The following is a 16,278-nucleotide window of genomic DNA, read 5'->3' on the forward strand; positions in this document are numbered from 1 at the left end:
GGTCGCATTGCTGAAGCTCGCGAGCGAGATGTCGTTCACCGCCGCTTCCGTGCCGCCGGCGATGATCACATCCGCGAGCCCCGCGCGAATGACCCGCATCGCTTCGCCGATCGCCGTGTTGCCGATCGAGCACGCGGTGACCGGCGACAGCGTCGGGCCCATCGCGCCGAAGCGGATGGAGATAAACGCTGCCGCCATGTTCGATATCATCATCGGCACCAGCGTCGGGCTGACCCGCTCCGGACCGCGGCTGTTCAGGACGTCCTTTTGCTCCAGCAGCGTCTGGATGCCGCCGGTTCCCGAGCCGACGTAGACGCCCATGCGCTCGCGGTCGATCGCTTCTACTTCCAGCCCTGCGTCGGACACTGCCTGCTCCGCCGCTGCGACAGCGAACTGACAGAACCGGTCCATGCGCCTCGCTTCCTTGCGGCCAAACACCGCCTCCCCGTCAAAATCGCGCACAAGGCCTGCAATTTTCGTTTTGTATCTTGCCGTATCCCATGTATCGATGTGAGAAATACCGGATTCCCCCCGTGTCAGGCGGTTCCAGAAGCTTTCTACTGTATTGCCGAGCGGCGAAATCAATCCCATTCCTGTAATCACAACACGTTCCATTATTCGTAGTTCCTCCCTTTGTGCATCTTGGATTGATCCTATCTTGTCACTTTAGTTATCCTATTACAAGTTATGGTTTATACTAGTATAATGAGTACCATGATAAGGACATCCCCAAGGAGGAATCGCATGAATCGTCAAACCAGATTGCAAGCCCTATCCGCATTTCTGAAAGCGCAGCGGGCCAAAATCTCCCCCGAATCCGCCGGTTTCCCGCAGGGAGTGCGGAGAAGAACGCCGGGCCTGCGTCGAGAAGAAGTCGCCCAACTGGCTGGCGTCAGTCCTACCTGGTACACGTGGCTCGAGCAAGGCCGAGACATTCAAGTCTCGTCGTCGGTGTTGGACTGCGTGGCTGCAGCGCTACGGCTCACGGTCGACGAGCGCAAATATTTGTTTTCGCTCGCGCTGGAGACAAGCGCCGGCATGCAGGGCGGAGGCTTGCTGCAAGAGGAGCAGCCGCAGATCAGCGCCTCTATGTCCCGTATCCTGCAGGAGCTGCGCCACTGCCCAACGATCATCTCCGACCGGCGATGCCGAATCGTCGGCTGGAATGAGGCGGCTTCGCACGTGTTTATCAACTTCGACGACATCCCTGCGGAAGAGCGGAACTTGATTCTTTTACTTTTTACAAGGAAGGAATTCAGGCGGCTGGCGGTCAATTGGGAGCATTTTGCGAGCGGCTTTCTGGCGATTTTTCGCGCCTACTATGGGCAGTATGTGGAAGACGAGTGGTATGAGGGCTTTCTCGAGGAGATGAAGGAGCGGCATCCTGACTTTGGCCAGCTGTGGGAGCACAGCAAAGTCAGCACCGCCCCGGAGGTGACGATCGAATTCCGCCATTCCAAGGCGGGAAAAATGCTGTTCGAGCTGACCTCGCTGCAGGCGCAAGGAAGCGCCGATCTGCGGTGCAGCATCTACACGCCGGTACAGGGCTCGTCTACTGAAGCGAAGCTGAAGCAGCTGCTGGGCGGGTAAGGTTACTTTTTTAAAATGCTGAGGTATGCGATCCAAGGGCCGACATCCGTCTGATAGCGCTTCGCCATGACCCGCGTGATTTGAGTGATATGCGTTAGATCGTGAACCGTCCAGGTGGACAGCAGCTCTCTCGCTTTGACCACGCCTAAGCGCGGATGAAGGCCTGTCTTTTCTAGATCAACCTCCCCTTCGAAAAGCAATCTCAGCTTCGCCAAGCTTTCCTCCCGCAGCCTGCGGAATTCCTGTAACCTCTGTTCCAACGTCATTGGTTCGCTTGGCCATGCGTACAGTTCAAAAGCGGGAAACGTCTCGGCCTCCCCCATTTCCAGAATAAAACCCAGCCGGGGCATCCAGGAATCGAACTCCAGGACGATGAGGTGATCGATCACTTCAGACACTGTCCACGTACCCTCGCCTTCGTTGACGTGCAGCCAGCTTTCCGAAAGTCCGGACAACAGCGAGGTTAGCGTGTGCGGGGTGCGTTCCAAAATTTCCATGGCTTCGCGGATGTTAAAATTCATAGGTAGGACTCCTTTGTATGTTGTTCAAGAATATTACTAAAAGGATACCATAATCCAAGAGTCTCCCGTATACTAATTAATTGTGCATGTTATCTGCAACTTATTTTACTAAAGAAAGGTGATCTCCTTTTGAAAAAAGTCATTATTTTCTTAGCACTCTTCGCTCTAATTCAGGCACCAACACAATTGTTTGCTAAAGGCACCTCTATGATTGCCGTATCACTGGATGGCGAACCGTTATCTTTTTCAACTCCCCCTTTTATTCAGGAAGGCGTCACCCTTGTGCAATTCAGACCTTTATTTGAAAAGCTTGGCTTACACATAGTTTGGGATGCTGAGACTAGAACCATCACAGGCTCGAAAGGCGACCTCTCAATCGTATTACAAATAAATAACAAAACCGCGACAATTAACGGTGTTCAATTTGAACTTGAAGTTGCCCCTCAAATCGTCAACGATGATACCGTAGTCCCGATCAGATTTGTTGCAGAAACGGCCCACCGAAAAGTAACTTGGAATTCTGAAACGGAGCACATCCAGATTGAAGGCATCACACACCCAACTGAGACAGCCTATGATTTTCGTCATGTCAACTGGGGGATGTCAAAGAGCGAAGTCCTTGATGCCGAAACCTCAGAACTTTTTAAAAAACAAGCAAAAAACACGCTTACTTATCAAAATGTTGATTTTATGGGTTATACAACCTATTTAACGTATCAATTCATCGAGGACAACTTAGTTTTCGCTACGTACGCAATTCCAGAGAGTGTGACATTTGATATTTTTTATGAACTTAAAAATAAATTTATTCAACAGTACGGGAAACCTTCATCCGATTATGAAGAAGATTTTATTAAAAAATACCAAAAAGAGACCTATTCTTCGCTGTTTAATAAACATGGCGTAATCAACGCCAGCGTCAGTTGGAATAATTCAAAAACAACCAATAAACCAATCGTTCTCGCTATTTCTGGAGAAAACAATAAATTGCAAGGGATCAGCATTGGGTTCTTTGATCGATAAATTTTGCAAATGAGATTTCTGCAGATATAGAGACAAGTCGAGGTATAGGCAGAATTTAATGCACTTTTGTAGAATTTAATAGGTACTTTTAGCAAAATGCCTGCAGAAAAGCAGCAATTCTCCTCTAAAACGGTGCTTTTCACAAAATGCCTGCGAAAAAGCAGTTTTTGTCGCCGATTCCGATAAAAAAGACCATTCTCTTCTAAAATGCCTGCACAATCGCAGGAATTTTGTCAAATCAGGAGAGGAGCGAGGAAAATTCCTGCTCATTTGCAGGTTTGATGGTCGTCACAAGGACCAGAAATGGAAATTTCGTTTTCATTTCAAAAAAGAGGGAGGAAGCAGCCGTTATTTTCCCCTAAATCTGACCTTGGGGATGTTTATCGGTTTACCGTTAATCCCCCCTTCGCGCAAAAAAGCGCACAGCGGCTTTCGCCCGCCTGTGCGCGTGATTGTGCACTGTGCTCGTTCTGACGTGAAGCCAGGCCGTAATCGTGTCCAAATGAATCCGATCTACGCGTAGTTTGCTAGATAAACCCGCTGAATATCCGCATCGTTCACATTGCGATTCATGTTTTTCAAACCCTGTTGAACGACGCGAAGCGCATTCCCATTCAATTGCGTCCGATCGCCGATCATCGTCAAATCGCCTTCATACTTAATGCCGGCTACACTGTCGATATCCACCTTCATAAAGCTGTCATCAATAAAGCTGGGCAGCGAAAAGACATGAATGATCTTGGCGTTTTTGCCGCCGTTGGTTTGCATTTTGCTTCTGTAGCCTTCCGCCTCGGTCTTGGACTTCGTAATAAACGTATGCCCTGCGCTCCAGGCATTGTACGTCTTTTTCGCCTCTGCATTGGCCCCGCTGGCGTCCCGTCCGTGTGTGCTAATGCCGTTGCCTTTGCCGCCTTTGCTCGCTTTAATCCCGCTTGCAAAAATGCCGGGAATGTTGTCTTCGAAAGTGGCATGGTAGAACACCGTAGCGGCAAGCACCTTTTTAATCGCATCATCGTCATTCGTTCCCGGGTCCGTAATCGTGTCCGACAGATGCTGCTTTCTCGGGTTCATGAACATCGGCTTGATCGCCGGCAAGTTAATAATCTTTTCCGCCAGCGCTCTCTCCGTATGGGTCTGTCCGACAAAACCCGCCAGGTGCGCTTGAACCGCGGGATAGTTAGGAATATTCTCCTTGCCCTCGCTGCGGCCTACCATTTTTCCCCACAGGGCGGATAGCTGGATCGTCGTCCACGTTACATCGTCTTTATCATCCAGCGATCGTTGGATGACGGGCCCCTGTGCAGATGACGGCGCCGCGGAAATGCGCCGCTGCACCATCTGCGCCACAGCTTGATTGCCGATCGTGCGCTGCAGCATTTTCATCTGAGCGAGGGAGGACAGTGAGCTGATCTCGCTAATTGCTTCAGATGTCGCGCTAGATGCTGTAGATTTGGCGGCCTGTTCAGGTGCCGATTGCCGTGATAGGTGCCCGCTGCTGGCAAAACTCATCCTGATATCCCCTTTTTCGAAATATGCCAATAATAGGTAATGATATCAAAATATCAGGATGCTGCCCATCATTAATTGAACCCGCCGTTAACGCGAATGGTTTGTCCCGTAATCCATCGTGCTTTGTCACTGACTAGCAGTTCAATCGCATTCGCAATATCCTCGGGTTCTCCTAGCCGACCAAAGGCGTTCATTTTGGTATACGATTGAATCATTTCCGGTGATTTACCATTCAGGAATAACTCCGTTGAGACTTGCCCAGGTGCGATACAGTTTATGATGATGTCCTTTGGACCAAACTCTTTCGCCAGTTGGCGCGTCAATTGTTCGACTGCACCTTTGGTGGCGGCATAAACACTATAAGTCGCGAGCATCGCGCCAACCACGGAGGTTGAGAAGTTAATAATCGATCCGCCTTTGGCCATATGTTTAAGCGCTTGTTGACAGGCGAAATAAGTCCCTTTTACATTGATATCGAAATGTCTATCAAACATGTCCTCCGTTACTTCTTCCATCGCCGTATACTCCAAAATGCCAGCATTATTGACCAAGATATCCACTTGCCCAAATCTCTCGAGGGTTTTCGAGAATAAGGCTTCAATTTCGCTAACTTTGCTGATATCGGCACGGATCGCCAAAGCTTCGCCGCCGAGATGCTCAATTGTTTTTACAACTTCCTCGGCTTTCACAGGATTCGAAGCATAATTGACGGCTACCTTCGCGCCGGATTGCGCTAATTGAATGGCTACTTGTCTTCCAATACCACGCGAAGCCCCAGTAACGATTGCGACTTTTCCATGTAAACTCATATGCGTATCTCTCCTTTAATTTATAAGTGTGTGATTGATGAACGTCTGTGATCGAAGTTACTTTTCCATTATAGTAAGGTTTGGCAGCATAAGGTTAGACTATACCTATTCGATTCTTGCCTAATTCTATTTGGCTTCGATATAATACATAGAAATACCCGTTTCCTTGGAAGGAGCCTGCAGCATGGATACCATTCATGAGTCGCTGCGCATGGAACAATCTTTGCACCTGTTAACAGACCTGATTCGACGCCATGCGCCATCGAATGGAACGCATCAGACGTCCGTACCCTCGTTAGCTTTATTGCATGCCACAACATTATCAGAACCGTTGGAATCCGTTTATAAGCCTTCCATTTGCGTCGTGGTGCAGGGGGCTAAGATTGCCACGCTGGGTGACGAAACTTATCGATACGATCCATCGACGTACCTGGTCACTTCCGTAGAATTGCCGATAAAAGGCCAAATCGTCGAGGGCTCGAGTGAAACTCCCTTTCTAAGCTTAAAATTGCATTTCGACCCAGACGTAGTCTTGGACATCGTACAAGCAAAACAACGCCCTGAGGTCCTTCTCGAGGAAGACTGTCGCGGTATAACCGTTAGTCGGACATCGCCCGCCTTGCTCGAAGCTCTTGTTAGACTCCTGCAATTACTTGATGCTCCCGAAGATATTCACGTCCTTTCTCCGCTTATTATCCGAGAGATCCTCTATCGCGTTCTTCAAAGTGAAACAGGTGTGCTCCTTCATCAATCTGCCATCATCGGCAGCCATGCGCATCGTATCGCTCAAGCGATTCAATTCATTAACAGGAATTATGACAAGCCGCTAAAAATCGAACAACTTGCTACAACAGTGAACATGAGCACATCGTCATTTCATAAGCATTTCAAACGCATTACAGCCATGAGTCCTCTTCAGTACCAGAAAACGGTGCGTTTGCAAGAAGCGAGACATCTCATGCTGATGGAAACCTTGCCGGTGTCCGACGCCTCTTTCCGTGTCGGATACGAGAGCCCGTCTCAATTCAGCCGGGAGTATACCCGTATGTATGGGCAATCTCCGTTACTTGATGTTAAGCAGCTTCGCAGTTCAATCACCGGCACGAATCATACATAGCGGAAAATGACCAATAAACGGCGCTTTCATCAAAAAAAGAACAGATGCCGCGCATCTGTTCTTCCTTGCTATCCTCTATGAGATCAGTACCCTCTATGGATTCCCAAAAACCGTTCCATTCCGGCCATGACCGGATACATCACTCGCTCCCTGATCGAACGTCCAATATCCGGCTAAATCCGGATGGCTCTCGGAGAGCGAATGATTATACATATCCGCCTGAATTTCAGCGGCCGTTCGGGCCGTTGACCAGAACCTGACCTCCCCGATCTGACCGTTAAAATACCGTGGAGCACTCAGAAAATCGGCGCCGATGGAAAGCGGTGACGTATTCGTTTCATAAGCCGTGTAATACAATCCGGAAGCCTGTGAGTCCAGCACCCCGTTGATATAAAGCTGCATCGTATGCGTGTTATTGTCATAGCGTGCGGCGATATGATACCAGGTATTCAGTGTTAAATTGGTGACGGAATTGAGCTCTTTGTCGTCACCAATCTGGAAATTGATTTTATTATAATCCGGATAAATCGGCCACCCGTCGCTCAAGCGCAGCGTAAAAGATTCTTGCCCCGATGCCTGATATTTGGAAACGATGCCTGTCTTCCATGCAAAAGCCGCAGGTTTTACCCACGCTTCAATCGTAAACGAAGGCGAGTTGAGTCCGTTATCATGCGCAATTTCTACATATTCGCCTGCACCGTTAAAGGCCATCGCATGATGCGGTTCGGCAACATTTACGGGCGGAACCTCAGCCGGCGTAGTCAACGAGACGACGTTCGAATCGCCTGCTTGCTGCCCGCCTGTTACTTGCAATTTGAAACCGTACGACGTATTCGGCGTGAGGCCCGTAATCGTAAACGTCGTTTCACTAGCACTTGCATTTGCAGAACTGGCTTCCCTAAACGAATCTTCCGAAGCTTCCTTCATCAGCAGCTTGACATCCGCTGCCCCAACGGGCTTACTGAATACAAAAGCCGCGTAGGTGGCTGACGTCGCCGTAGGCACTGCGCGGAAATCATCAATCGGCACCGTCAGCGTGGCGGGAGGAATTTGCGAAAGCAAATAGCCGACTTCCTCCTGAAGTGAAAAACTTCCGTTCCCGTTCAGATCTATCGCATGATCGGCGATTGCAGATGAAAGCTCCGCAACGTCCTTGACCGTCAAGGTATCACTGTCATAGACAACCACGGGCGGCAACTGCAAGTCGCTCGTCTCAGTGCCCACAGTAACCTTGGCCGTTAGCGGATGAATCCCTTTACTCAAGTGAGGTAAAGGCAGCACAACAATAGCATTGCCGTTCGCGCTCCCTTGGGCTAGCACCGTTTCGCCTTCCACAATGTCAATCCAAGAACCGCTTGGTGCCTGTAGTGCGACTTCCGCTCCCGTGTTTGTCACCATCGTTTGCACGGGGGAAACGATGACCACAGGCGGCTCCTCGCCGGCCGCATTCGCCCGCTCTCCGTTTCCTGCCATCACGTAACAGCAAGCCGCAGTTACAGCTGCTGCAACGATGAATCTAGCATACTTCCAACTTCTGTTATACCTCGTCATTTGACGCTCCACCTCCCGGTTCCTCTTTTCTCCCGAATCACATGCCCAAGATCCCATTCATCGTTAAAAGGCACGTGAGCATCCTCCTCCAGGTTGTATGAAATACCGGATGCCGCATTTCATGCCAACTGCTCACTATTGAAACCAACACGCCTGAGCAAGCTGCACAGCCGCACAGGAAACTACAACCGCCGCAGCCCCTCCCGGGAGACCGACAATTTCTCAAAACCGTCTTCCGTGATCAAATACGTGTCCTCCACCCCGACCACGCCGCGACCGGGAAACGTAAACTTGGGCTCGATGGCGATGACCATGCCAGGCGCCAGCGGTGTTTTGAATCCTTTGGCGAGAACGGGAAGTTCGTCGATTTCGAGCCCGATGCCGTGACCAAGGAATTTCACTTGGTCGGCGCCGTACCCCATGAAGTGGGCGCTCAGCCCCGCTTCCTGCACGTGATCCAGCGCGAGCAGATACAGATGCTCGGCAATCGCGCCAGGCTGCAGCCTCGCCTCCGTGGCGCGGAGCACCTGCTCCGCCACGTCGTACGCCCGCTGCAGCTCGGGGTCCAAGTCGCCGATCACGAGCGTCCGCGTCTGATCGATCAAGTAGCCGTCGATCATGCAGCCGAGATCGACGAGAATCGGGTCGCCGCGCCGGATCGGCGCGCGGCCCGAGCTTTGCGGGCTGGACGGGTGGAGCCCCGTGCCCCCGGCCGGCCCGTCAAAATAGGTGGGCACCGCCGCCGAAGCGCCTGCCGCGACCATTCCGGTGATTAACTCGGAATTAAACGCGCGCATGCGCATGATCCCTTGGTGCCCCTGCAGCCGCAGCTGATGCTCGAGCATCGCCATCAGCTCCAGCTCCGTCATCCCCTCACGGATGTGGGGGATGACCGTCTCCAGCGCCGCGTCCACGACGCGCGCCGCCTTGCGAATCGCCGCGGCTTCGTCCGGCGATTTGAGCATCCGCTGCTCGCGCACGAGCTGCGAGCCGTCTTCCCAGACCGCGCCGGGCAGCGCGGTCTGCAGCTTTGTAAACAGCTGGACGGGAACCACGTCCAGCTCGGTCGCGATGCGCAGCGGCGGGGCATCGCCCGCTGCGGAAGCCCTTGCGCCGGCGCAGCGCGCGCGCAGCCGCTCGCCGAGCGTCTTCAGCGAGCCGAGCACTTCGACGTCGGCGGCTGCCTCCTCCTCGGCGCGCACAAGGCTGCGCCGTACAAGATACACCGCCTCCCCTTCGGCGGGGATGAACAAATACCCTGTCTGCATGGACCCGCAGTAGTAAAATATATCAACGTGATAGGCGACAAGATAGCCGTCCCATCCTCTTGCGATTAGTTCCGTTTGCAGCTTCTGCTGCCTTTCCTTGAAAATATTCATCTTGCTATGCGCTCCTTTCTGACGCCGACATTCTGTCGGCCGACAATCACCTCTTCCCCTCATTATACTATTAAAACACAATTTCCGCAGAAGACTTCACCGTCCACATAATGGGCTGCATGATCGCATACGTTCGCGGATACGCAAGCCGAATAAACATAATGACCCCCGGCCTGTTCAGCGTCACCGTGTAATCATAGGCCTCATTACGATACGTGTAAGGGAACGTCTCCCCGTGATTGACGACCTTAAATAACACGACATCCACACGCGCCCGCCAAAACGTACCCGGTAACGGATCATTCGCCCCGTTAAGTCTCAAGTTCGCCTGCAAATAGTGCATCGCCGCACTTTGGGCCCGCGGTTCATCAATCGCATGAACGCCTCGCGCAAGCTGGTCGGGATCGCTCATTTGCGCAGCCGCATGGACGGCATCGTTCAGCGCATGCTTGCCTTGAAACAAGGCGTGCATCGCCACTTCCTCATCCGTTTGCAAGGCATACAGCGACATAAACAAGCTCGTCATCAGCACAAGCAGCAGCAGCTTGTACACGCTATGTCCCTCCCTCCTGCCCGAACGTCACGGGACATACTCGCTCATTTTCATGCCGGCAGCCCCCATGCGATCCGTTTCAGCAGGCACCGTGACACCGATCAGCCGATCGATGACCATGAGCCGATGATACGGGTACGTAATCGTCAGCCGCATCCCGGTTCCCCGGGCGACCGGCGCAGCCGCAGTTATGGCACTCACGCCCGTATCCGTCTCTACCGTGTACACCAGGTCCCCCGGCACAAAGCCGCTTTCCGCGAGCCGTGTGCGGGATTCCGCCAGCATCGCTTCATTAATATAGCCATGCCGGCCGTTCGCGCCGATTTCGAGCAAATAATCGACCTCCTTTTGCAGCATCGCCTGCCTCGCGATCAGTACATGCTTGTACACCGGCGCAAACATCAACCAGCAAAGCATCGTCGCAAATAAAATAAACACCAGAATCTGCTTCATGGATTGATCCGCTCAATTGTGCCATTGATAGACGCCCCTCGGTCGTGAACGGACTGGCGTGTTCCCGCGCTGCCCTCCACCGTCTCCCGGTAAATCCAAAGCACGGCGATCAGCAACAGCACTGTAACCAGAATCGACCTCATGCTCCACCTCTCCTTAGGGCTGCAGCGCTGTAATATCCGCATTCGCTCTCGTGCCATGTGTCGCAATATTGCGCCTGACGCCTGTCGAGCCATCGTTAATAATGGACGTAAACAGCAGCGCGACGACAATTAGCATCATGACTGTGATTAAAATATTTCTCATCGAATCCCACTCCCCGGATACTTTAATTAATACTGTGAAACAAACGCTGCCCCTCGGCGATCCACGGGTACATGAATACCCGAAACGTATTCAGAATCGGCAAGCCCGCGAGTACGAACAGCACATACGAAACTGTCTCTTTCTTCGTATCCCGAATCAGCTCTATTTTATCTTTGTAATCCTGCACACGGTGGCGCAGCAATTGGTAGTAGTCGGCATGATCGTGAAGTCGCAGCGCATTGAGCGTTTCCCCGAAGCTGTGCGCTTCCTCCGTACCCACACGCTGCTTGAAGCCGGCGATCGCCTCCTCCGCGCCTTGATACCATTCATTCAGTAAAAGCTGCAAGTGCGGTCGCAGAACTGTCGTCTGCAGCACACAGAGACTCAGCTTCTCGTGCACGTTGCGCCTGGATTCTGCGTAAAACAACAGCTGTCGGCTCACTGCGTAAATATCCCTCACGATGCGCTGGCCCCTGCGATCCTTTACTTGTGCGAGGAGCTTTTCATCCCAAAACCCGAAAATAAATCCCGTTGCCGCTCCCGCCATCACATAAACCGGCTGCACATGCAGTGTGAGACCGGGGTACTTTAGCGCCTCATAGCCTAGCACGAACCCCGCTACGCACAGCCCTAACAAAGCTCTTCGGATCGCTTCATACAACTGAGCATGCAGCGCCATGCCGCATCCCTGCAGCAGTTGGCGTTTTTGCTCCAGCTTCTTCGGCTTCATAACAAACAAGGCTAGACACCAACCCGGCAGTTCCATCGATGTCAGCGCAGCAGCGCCATGCCGAGGACGCCATCTCTTGGGGCGGCTTGGCACCGTCTGCAGCGCGTGGTAGAACGCCAGTCCCGCAAATACAAACAACGTCGCATAACTAAAAGCCTGTAGCATCACAAGCTGCGATTGAACAAAGACCATGGAATCACCTCCACTCCAATCTCCAACATCATGAGCAAGCCGCCTCACATTCTCCGCATCGATAAATAAATCCCCATCAAAAACGACGCAAAAATTAGCAACAGCGCATCCAAAATCATATTTCGCCCCGCAGGATCCACGACATAATACTGGAATGCATTTTCCGGACTTACTTTGAAGTTAATGCTGAGAAAAATGAACAGAAACACGATCGGCGTAAAATTGGCAATTCGAATTTCCAACAGTCGATTGCGCTCGAGTTGGTCTGAACGCTGCGCTCTGCGCATATCGACAATTAACTGCTTCAGGCTGTCGCCGACCGGAATCCCTTCCGTCAACGCCACACGCAAAATCCCGACAAAGTCGTCCGCCCACCCATGCCCGAGCGTCAAAGCGAACAACCGCAGACTTTCCTCCGTGCTCCGCTGTGTCATGAGATTGCGGTAGAGCTGCTCAAACACCGGTTTGATCGGATACAAGAGCCGATTTTCCTCCAGACAATATTTCAGAGCGAGCTTCATATTTTTATTCGGATCGACCATGTAATACTGATAAAAAACCTCCACGGCCGGCAAAAACTCCAATCTTGTCTGCAGCCTGATGCCAACCTGCCGGAGCCGCAACACAAGATAAGGAAGCGAACCGCCGATAAACGTCGCAATGAGCACCCCTTTGAGCGATTGAAAAAACAAAGTGCCAGCCAGTACGCCCAAGCAAAGCAGCATCCCGCTCATCGTCGCGAGCGCCCTCATGCTGACATTCGATTCGACGGATTCCAGCATGTCCTTCACATGTCGATAGACCCCGCTATGATTTCGCAAAAATGCACTGATCCTTGCAATTGGCTGGCTGCTCTGTACATGATGAAGCCGGAATCGCGCCTTCCTTTGTCGGATCAACGCCCCGAGCAGCGTATGGGCAATCACATAAAATAACAGAAATAAGAGCAAAAGCAACGCATACTTAGCTGCAATCACGCCTCTAAATCGCCTTCTTTCTCGATAAACCCCTCATCTTGCAGTTGTTTGTATGTGTCCAGGTTCGATTTTTGTATTTTGCGCGATGCATGATGCGACAATTTCCCGGGAAATGTCCACCTCTCTGTCGACTTGTCATATGCTGCCAAATCCGTGACGCGCACGCCTCCGTCCTCATAGCGATATTCGACGATTCGTACGATCTTTCGCTTGTGATCTACGACAGCCATTTCGATGCCGATCTGTGTCACGAATTCCGTAATGCGTTTTGTCAGGCGCGTCGAATCCATGCCCCGATTGTCCAGCATGCACATGTCGGCGATTGCATCCGGCACATCCTCAAGCTCGCTGACATGCACCGTCGTCATGCTTCCCTCATGCCCGCGCGTGCAGGCGCGAACGTATAAATTGGCATCGTCGTCCCTGATTTCGGCATGGCAGATGCGTTTCGGCGATTGCCGGAGCGCGAGCTTGAACGCCTGCATGCCCGAATGCTTGGGGTCCTCTTCATCGATCTCGTATTCCACAATGTTTTTGTGAGGAAAATCCCGTTTCAAATTCAGCTCAAACCGGGATTCGATCGTGATGATTCGTTCATTGTCATCCATTTCAGCGATAAGGGCTTTGAGCAAATTTGTTTTGCCGGAGTTCGTAGGACCGATAATAACAAGGTTAAAATACGTCTGAATCAGCCCCCGCAGCAGCCGTTCCATCTTGCTGTCGAGCGTAGCCAGTTCTGAAGAGGCCAGGGCAGAAAGCTCAAACCTTTTCACCGTGTAAAAACGGATCGTTAGCGTCGGCTCAGCCGTGAAGCCAAAGCCCGTCATGGTCACCCGGGAGCCGTCCTTCAGAACGACTTCCGCCCAGCGTTTGCGCGTATTGAGCGTATCCTGGTTGAACAGCACAAGGTTTTGCTGTATCCGTTCGACTTCGCGAAGCGAGGGCAAGGCATGTACCGACGGTCTGGCGACACCCCCGCGAACCTCAAAAATCCGCTGCCCCACCACCTGAATCTCCTCAAGCCCCTCCCGCTGCTTCATGATCAGTTCAAGCACGTTAAGTCCAATAATTTCGGCAAAAATCGCTTCCGTCAGCGTCGTAAAACCGCTTGCTTTCGGCGGCCGTCCCGACAATCTTCGCTTTGACACGAGATCGTGAATCATCGCCAGCAGCTTGCCCCGATCCTCCTCATAGCCAAGAATCGCGCGATTCAACGTTTCATTGTAGAGCTGCTTGTCGATTTCCGAGCGGCTTTTCATGGCCACCAGTTCACCGCGAATCTCGTGCACCCACTGGGTAAAAAGCGTATCCTCTCCAGCCGAGGCCAGATCCGGGCCTGGAGTTAAACCCGGCTGCGTTGATCCAAATTCGCCCTGTCCTCTGCCGGCATGCCCCTGGCCGCCAACTGCTTCTTCATAGCGATGCTCATGCATGTAGGTAATCATGGAGAACCGTTTTCCGCTCATGGGCCCTCTCCTCTCTTCACGTAGCCGCACGCTTCCCGATCAGCAGGCGCTGTACCCAGGTCGCAGGCTTAACGTGCAGCTTTCTCGGCAGCTTGTAATAATCGATGAATTTACGTGCAACAGCCCTTACCTCTGGATGCATCTCATGTTGTGGGGCATAAAGCTCCAGCAATTTCCCCTGGTTGCACAAAGCCAGCGCATCCGCGTGCCGGGACACGTGCCCGATCAGATGGAGCTGCGTCTCTTTCCGAATATCGGAAAGCGTAAACTCGCTGGGCCCCGCATGGCGCTCCGTCTGTACCGCCAAGAGCTCGAAGCTGTCCGGATTCAGGCCGAACACCGAACCCACTTGCCGAATCCACCTGGAAAAATCCTCTTGAAAGTGCGTAATATCGCCCGTCGTCACGACGACTTTACTGTCCGCTTCAAGCAGACCGCTTACCGTAGCTGCGTTGTCCCAATACGAATTTACTTCCACCACCACCACATCGAAAGTCGCGCGCGCGACACGCAGTAAATGCACAATTTCGGCTGGTGTAAAAAATTCCGCCTGCTCGCGCAGCATATTACCGTACAGCACATACAGGCCATTCGCCCCTTTCGGCTGATCGCAGACGTTCAGCAGACGTTCCGCCGTCAAGCTTTGCGCTTTAAGCTCCGCGCGCAACCCATCGAGCGTCACGAATGACCCTTTCCGTCCCAAGTAGCGGTGCAGCTTGGAGCTTTTGAGGTTGAGACACAGAAAGCCGACTTTCCCCGGCGTCTCCAGCGCGAGCGTACTTGCCACGCCAACCGCAGCCAAAGTTGTACCGATATTCGGTGTGGAACCGATGAAGGTAATGATTTTTCCCTGCGTCGCACGCAGCTGAGATTGTCCAGTGACGGCACCGTCCACCCAAGCGCGGATGTGATCCGCGATAACCGCGGTGCTCCGCCCCGGCAATACGTAATCGAGCTGCATAAGCTTGCACATTTTCACATATTTTTCGTTAATCGCAGCCTCATGATAATTCGAGAGGAGCACGATGATCACCGCCGCAGGATTTTCCTGCGCAATATACTCCAGGCACTCCGCCAAATCCCCGAATGTCATCCCTCTGTCCGAGACAATCAGATGCGAATACGGCTGCTCCCTTATTTGATACCGTAAATCATTCGCGCTTTCAAACATTCGCCAACTTAACGGCTTGGCAAACACAATATTCGTCAGCTCGTCGATGAGCCGATCGTCGTTCGACAGCAATCCGATGTGCATGTTGCCAGCATCTCCTTTCATTCGGGTTGTAAAATCGAGGTCGAGCTGAATGCGATGACCAGCTTCGCTTTTTTCGTATTGCAGAGTGCGTCGATTTGCAGCCATTGGGCCTCCGTCAAATTCAAATTGACGGCATCAATTGTGCCGTTGGCTTCCAGCCGGGAGGCGTACATTTTTTGCTCATCGCCTTCTACTTTGGAGAGCAGATTTGAGTTTTTCGGATTGTCGATCTCGACATTAGCCGACGACTTAACCGAAGCTACACGAACTTCCTGACCGTCAAACAACCTCCGCGAGCTCCCGTCCAGACCGGAAACATACAACCTGACACGATCCCCCGCCCGAATGCCGTTTGAGATGGACAGCACGTATTCCTTCGGAATCTGAAACGTCGCTTCTTCCGCATTCGGTAGCAGATGATACCGATTCACCTTCCATGCCAAAATCGGCTCCTTCGCCCCCAACGGTATCGCCGCCTCCCGCCCGGCCGCATCGCTCAGCTGCGTCATCATGTCCTCCGTATACGCGCCGAGCGGCACCGCTTTATGCTCCAGCATATCCTCGCGAATCAGCACCCCGGCCCGTATAAAATCCTTCGGCACCACAACCTGCACCGTCATCTGCAGCTCCACTTGACTCACTTGCAGCACGTACACGCCATAGACCAGCAGCCCGGCAAGCAGGGCCGCCGCTGCGCTGATCAGCAGGCTTCTTCTGCGATTCACCCCTTTCTCCCCTTTCCTCGCCCGCCCCGCCAAACAAAAACAAAAAAGAACGCAACTCCGGAACATTCTCCGAAATTTGCGTTCTTCGCAAAGGGCAAGCCTATGAATTTGAAATCGTGATT

Annotated in this window: 18 protein-coding genes; 3 read left to right on the top strand and 15 right to left on the bottom strand. The window is 52.4% G+C overall.

Annotated features, from left to right (window positions below; translation table 11 throughout):
* Positions 1-615: beta-ketoacyl-[acyl-carrier-protein] synthase family protein (locus EJQ19_RS07715; RefSeq protein ID WP_277600929.1), on the bottom strand; the 615-nt coding region annotated here is incomplete at its 3' end.
* 129 nt (positions 616-744) lie between these two features.
* Between EJQ19_RS07715 and EJQ19_RS07720 the strand changes: the two genes are divergently transcribed.
* Entirely contained in the window at positions 745-1,590 is an 846-nt protein-coding gene (locus EJQ19_RS07720; RefSeq protein ID WP_126140631.1) for a helix-turn-helix transcriptional regulator, read from the top strand.
* A 2-nt stretch (positions 1,591-1,592) separates the two neighbouring features.
* Here EJQ19_RS07720 and EJQ19_RS07725 read toward each other — a convergent pair whose 3' ends face one another.
* Positions 1,593-2,111 (bottom strand): DinB family protein, encoded by a 519-nt coding sequence (locus EJQ19_RS07725; RefSeq protein ID WP_126140632.1) that lies wholly within the window; start codon positions 2,109-2,111, stop codon positions 1,593-1,595.
* A gap of 129 nt (positions 2,112-2,240) precedes the next feature.
* Between EJQ19_RS07725 and EJQ19_RS07730 the strand changes: the two genes are divergently transcribed.
* Positions 2,241-3,134 carry a copper amine oxidase N-terminal domain-containing protein gene (locus EJQ19_RS07730; RefSeq protein WP_126140633.1) on the top strand — a complete coding sequence of 298 codons (894 nt, stop codon included), beginning with the start codon at positions 2,241-2,243 and terminating at the stop codon, positions 3,132-3,134.
* Positions 3,135-3,647: 513 nt separating this feature from the next.
* On the opposite strand, the gene EJQ19_RS07735 is transcribed toward EJQ19_RS07730, so the two are convergent.
* A complete protein-coding gene (locus EJQ19_RS07735; RefSeq protein ID WP_126140634.1) occupies positions 3,648-4,643 on the bottom strand; it encodes a hypothetical protein in 996 nt (331 codons plus the stop codon).
* 71 nt (positions 4,644-4,714) lie between these two features.
* Complete coding sequence (locus tag EJQ19_RS07740; protein WP_126140635.1) at positions 4,715-5,452, bottom strand: SDR family oxidoreductase; 738 nt, start codon at positions 5,450-5,452, stop codon at positions 4,715-4,717.
* A gap of 184 nt (positions 5,453-5,636) precedes the next feature.
* Here EJQ19_RS07740 and EJQ19_RS07745 point away from each other — a divergent pair, with 184 nt between their 5' ends.
* Positions 5,637-6,569: an AraC family transcriptional regulator gene (locus EJQ19_RS07745; protein ID WP_126140636.1), complete on the top strand. Its 933-nt coding sequence runs from the start codon at positions 5,637-5,639 to the stop codon at positions 6,567-6,569.
* A gap of 93 nt (positions 6,570-6,662) precedes the next feature.
* On the opposite strand, the gene EJQ19_RS07750 is transcribed toward EJQ19_RS07745, so the two are convergent.
* The 11 genes from EJQ19_RS07750 to EJQ19_RS07790 all read right to left on the bottom strand — a co-directional run bounded on the left by EJQ19_RS07750 (position 6,663) and on the right by EJQ19_RS07790 (position 16,156).
* Entirely contained in the window at positions 6,663-8,120 is a 1,458-nt protein-coding gene (locus tag EJQ19_RS07750) for a LamG domain-containing protein (RefSeq protein ID WP_164716370.1), read from the bottom strand.
* Positions 8,121-8,302: 182 nt separating this feature from the next.
* Positions 8,303-9,499 carry a M24 family metallopeptidase gene (locus EJQ19_RS07755; protein WP_126140644.1) on the bottom strand — a complete coding sequence of 399 codons (1,197 nt, stop codon included), beginning with the start codon at positions 9,497-9,499 and terminating at the stop codon, positions 8,303-8,305.
* A gap of 70 nt (positions 9,500-9,569) precedes the next feature.
* On the bottom strand, positions 9,570-10,052 hold the full coding sequence (locus EJQ19_RS07760) for a hypothetical protein (protein ID WP_126140638.1): 483 nt from the start codon (positions 10,050-10,052) through the stop codon (positions 9,570-9,572).
* Positions 10,053-10,079: 27 nt separating this feature from the next.
* Positions 10,080-10,505, bottom strand: a complete 426-nt coding sequence (locus tag EJQ19_RS07765) for a hypothetical protein (RefSeq protein ID WP_126140639.1) — start codon at positions 10,503-10,505, stop codon at positions 10,080-10,082.
* On the bottom strand, positions 10,502-10,648 hold the full coding sequence (locus EJQ19_RS31755) for a hypothetical protein (protein WP_164716371.1): 147 nt from the start codon (positions 10,646-10,648) through the stop codon (positions 10,502-10,504). The genes EJQ19_RS07765 and EJQ19_RS31755 overlap by 4 nt, the downstream gene beginning before the upstream one ends.
* 13 nt (positions 10,649-10,661) lie before the next feature.
* Positions 10,662-10,811, bottom strand: a complete 150-nt coding sequence (locus tag EJQ19_RS31760; protein WP_164716372.1) for a hypothetical protein — start codon at positions 10,809-10,811, stop codon at positions 10,662-10,664.
* A 22-nt stretch (positions 10,812-10,833) separates the two neighbouring features.
* A complete protein-coding gene (locus tag EJQ19_RS07770) occupies positions 10,834-11,733 on the bottom strand; it encodes an SAM domain-containing protein (RefSeq protein WP_126140640.1) in 900 nt (299 codons plus the stop codon).
* Between the two features lie 44 nt (positions 11,734-11,777).
* On the bottom strand, positions 11,778-12,710 hold the full coding sequence (locus tag EJQ19_RS07775; protein WP_126140641.1) for a type II secretion system F family protein: 933 nt from the start codon (positions 12,708-12,710) through the stop codon (positions 11,778-11,780).
* Positions 12,707-14,176: an ATPase, T2SS/T4P/T4SS family gene (locus EJQ19_RS07780; RefSeq protein ID WP_241242791.1), complete on the bottom strand. Its 1,470-nt coding sequence runs from the start codon at positions 14,174-14,176 to the stop codon at positions 12,707-12,709. Before EJQ19_RS07780 ends, EJQ19_RS07775 begins: the two co-directional genes overlap by 4 nt.
* Before the next feature lie 16 nt (positions 14,177-14,192).
* The gene (locus EJQ19_RS07785; RefSeq protein ID WP_126140642.1) at positions 14,193-15,431 is read right to left on the bottom strand and encodes a CpaE/TadZ family protein; all 1,239 of its coding nucleotides are present in this window, start codon (positions 15,429-15,431) and stop codon (positions 14,193-14,195) included.
* Positions 15,432-15,448: 17 nt separating this feature from the next.
* Positions 15,449-16,156, bottom strand: a complete 708-nt coding sequence (locus EJQ19_RS07790; protein ID WP_126140643.1) for an SAF domain-containing protein — start codon at positions 16,154-16,156, stop codon at positions 15,449-15,451.
* Positions 16,157-16,278: the final 122 nt, after the last annotated feature.

The organism is Paenibacillus whitsoniae (assembly GCF_003955665.1).
Lineage (GTDB): Bacteria > Bacillota > Bacilli > Paenibacillales > NBRC-103111 > Paenibacillus_E > Paenibacillus_E whitsoniae.

What these genes read in the sequence shown, in the direction of transcription:
- EJQ19_RS07720 (WP_126140631.1), top strand. Translation starts at nt 745, where the DNA reads ATGAATCGTCAAACCAGATTGCAAGCCCTATCCGCATTTCTGAAAGCG.
- EJQ19_RS07725 (WP_126140632.1), bottom strand. Translation starts at nt 2,111, where the DNA reads ATGAATTTTAACATCCGCGAAGCCATGGAAATTTTGGAACGCACCCCG.
- EJQ19_RS07735 (WP_126140634.1), bottom strand. Translation starts at nt 4,643, where the DNA reads ATGAGTTTTGCCAGCAGCGGGCACCTATCACGGCAATCGGCACCTGAA.
- EJQ19_RS07740 (WP_126140635.1), bottom strand. Translation starts at nt 5,452, where the DNA reads ATGAGTTTACATGGAAAAGTCGCAATCGTTACTGGGGCTTCGCGTGGT.
- EJQ19_RS07745 (WP_126140636.1), top strand. Translation starts at nt 5,637, where the DNA reads ATGGATACCATTCATGAGTCGCTGCGCATGGAACAATCTTTGCACCTG.
- EJQ19_RS07750 (WP_164716370.1), bottom strand. Translation starts at nt 8,120, where the DNA reads ATGACGAGGTATAACAGAAGTTGGAAGTATGCTAGATTCATCGTTGCA.
- EJQ19_RS07755 (WP_126140644.1), bottom strand. Translation starts at nt 9,499, where the DNA reads ATGAATATTTTCAAGGAAAGGCAGCAGAAGCTGCAAACGGAACTAATC.
- EJQ19_RS07765 (WP_126140639.1), bottom strand. Translation starts at nt 10,505, where the DNA reads ATGAAGCAGATTCTGGTGTTTATTTTATTTGCGACGATGCTTTGCTGG.
- EJQ19_RS31755 (WP_164716371.1), bottom strand. Translation starts at nt 10,648, where the DNA reads ATGAGGTCGATTCTGGTTACAGTGCTGTTGCTGATCGCCGTGCTTTGG.
- EJQ19_RS31760 (WP_164716372.1), bottom strand. Translation starts at nt 10,811, where the DNA reads ATGAGAAATATTTTAATCACAGTCATGATGCTAATTGTCGTCGCGCTG.
- EJQ19_RS07770 (WP_126140640.1), bottom strand. Translation starts at nt 11,733, where the DNA reads ATGGTCTTTGTTCAATCGCAGCTTGTGATGCTACAGGCTTTTAGTTAT.
- EJQ19_RS07780 (WP_241242791.1), bottom strand. Translation starts at nt 14,176, where the DNA reads ATGAGCGGAAAACGGTTCTCCATGATTACCTACATGCATGAGCATCGC.
- EJQ19_RS07785 (WP_126140642.1), bottom strand. Translation starts at nt 15,431, where the DNA reads ATGCACATCGGATTGCTGTCGAACGACGATCGGCTCATCGACGAGCTG.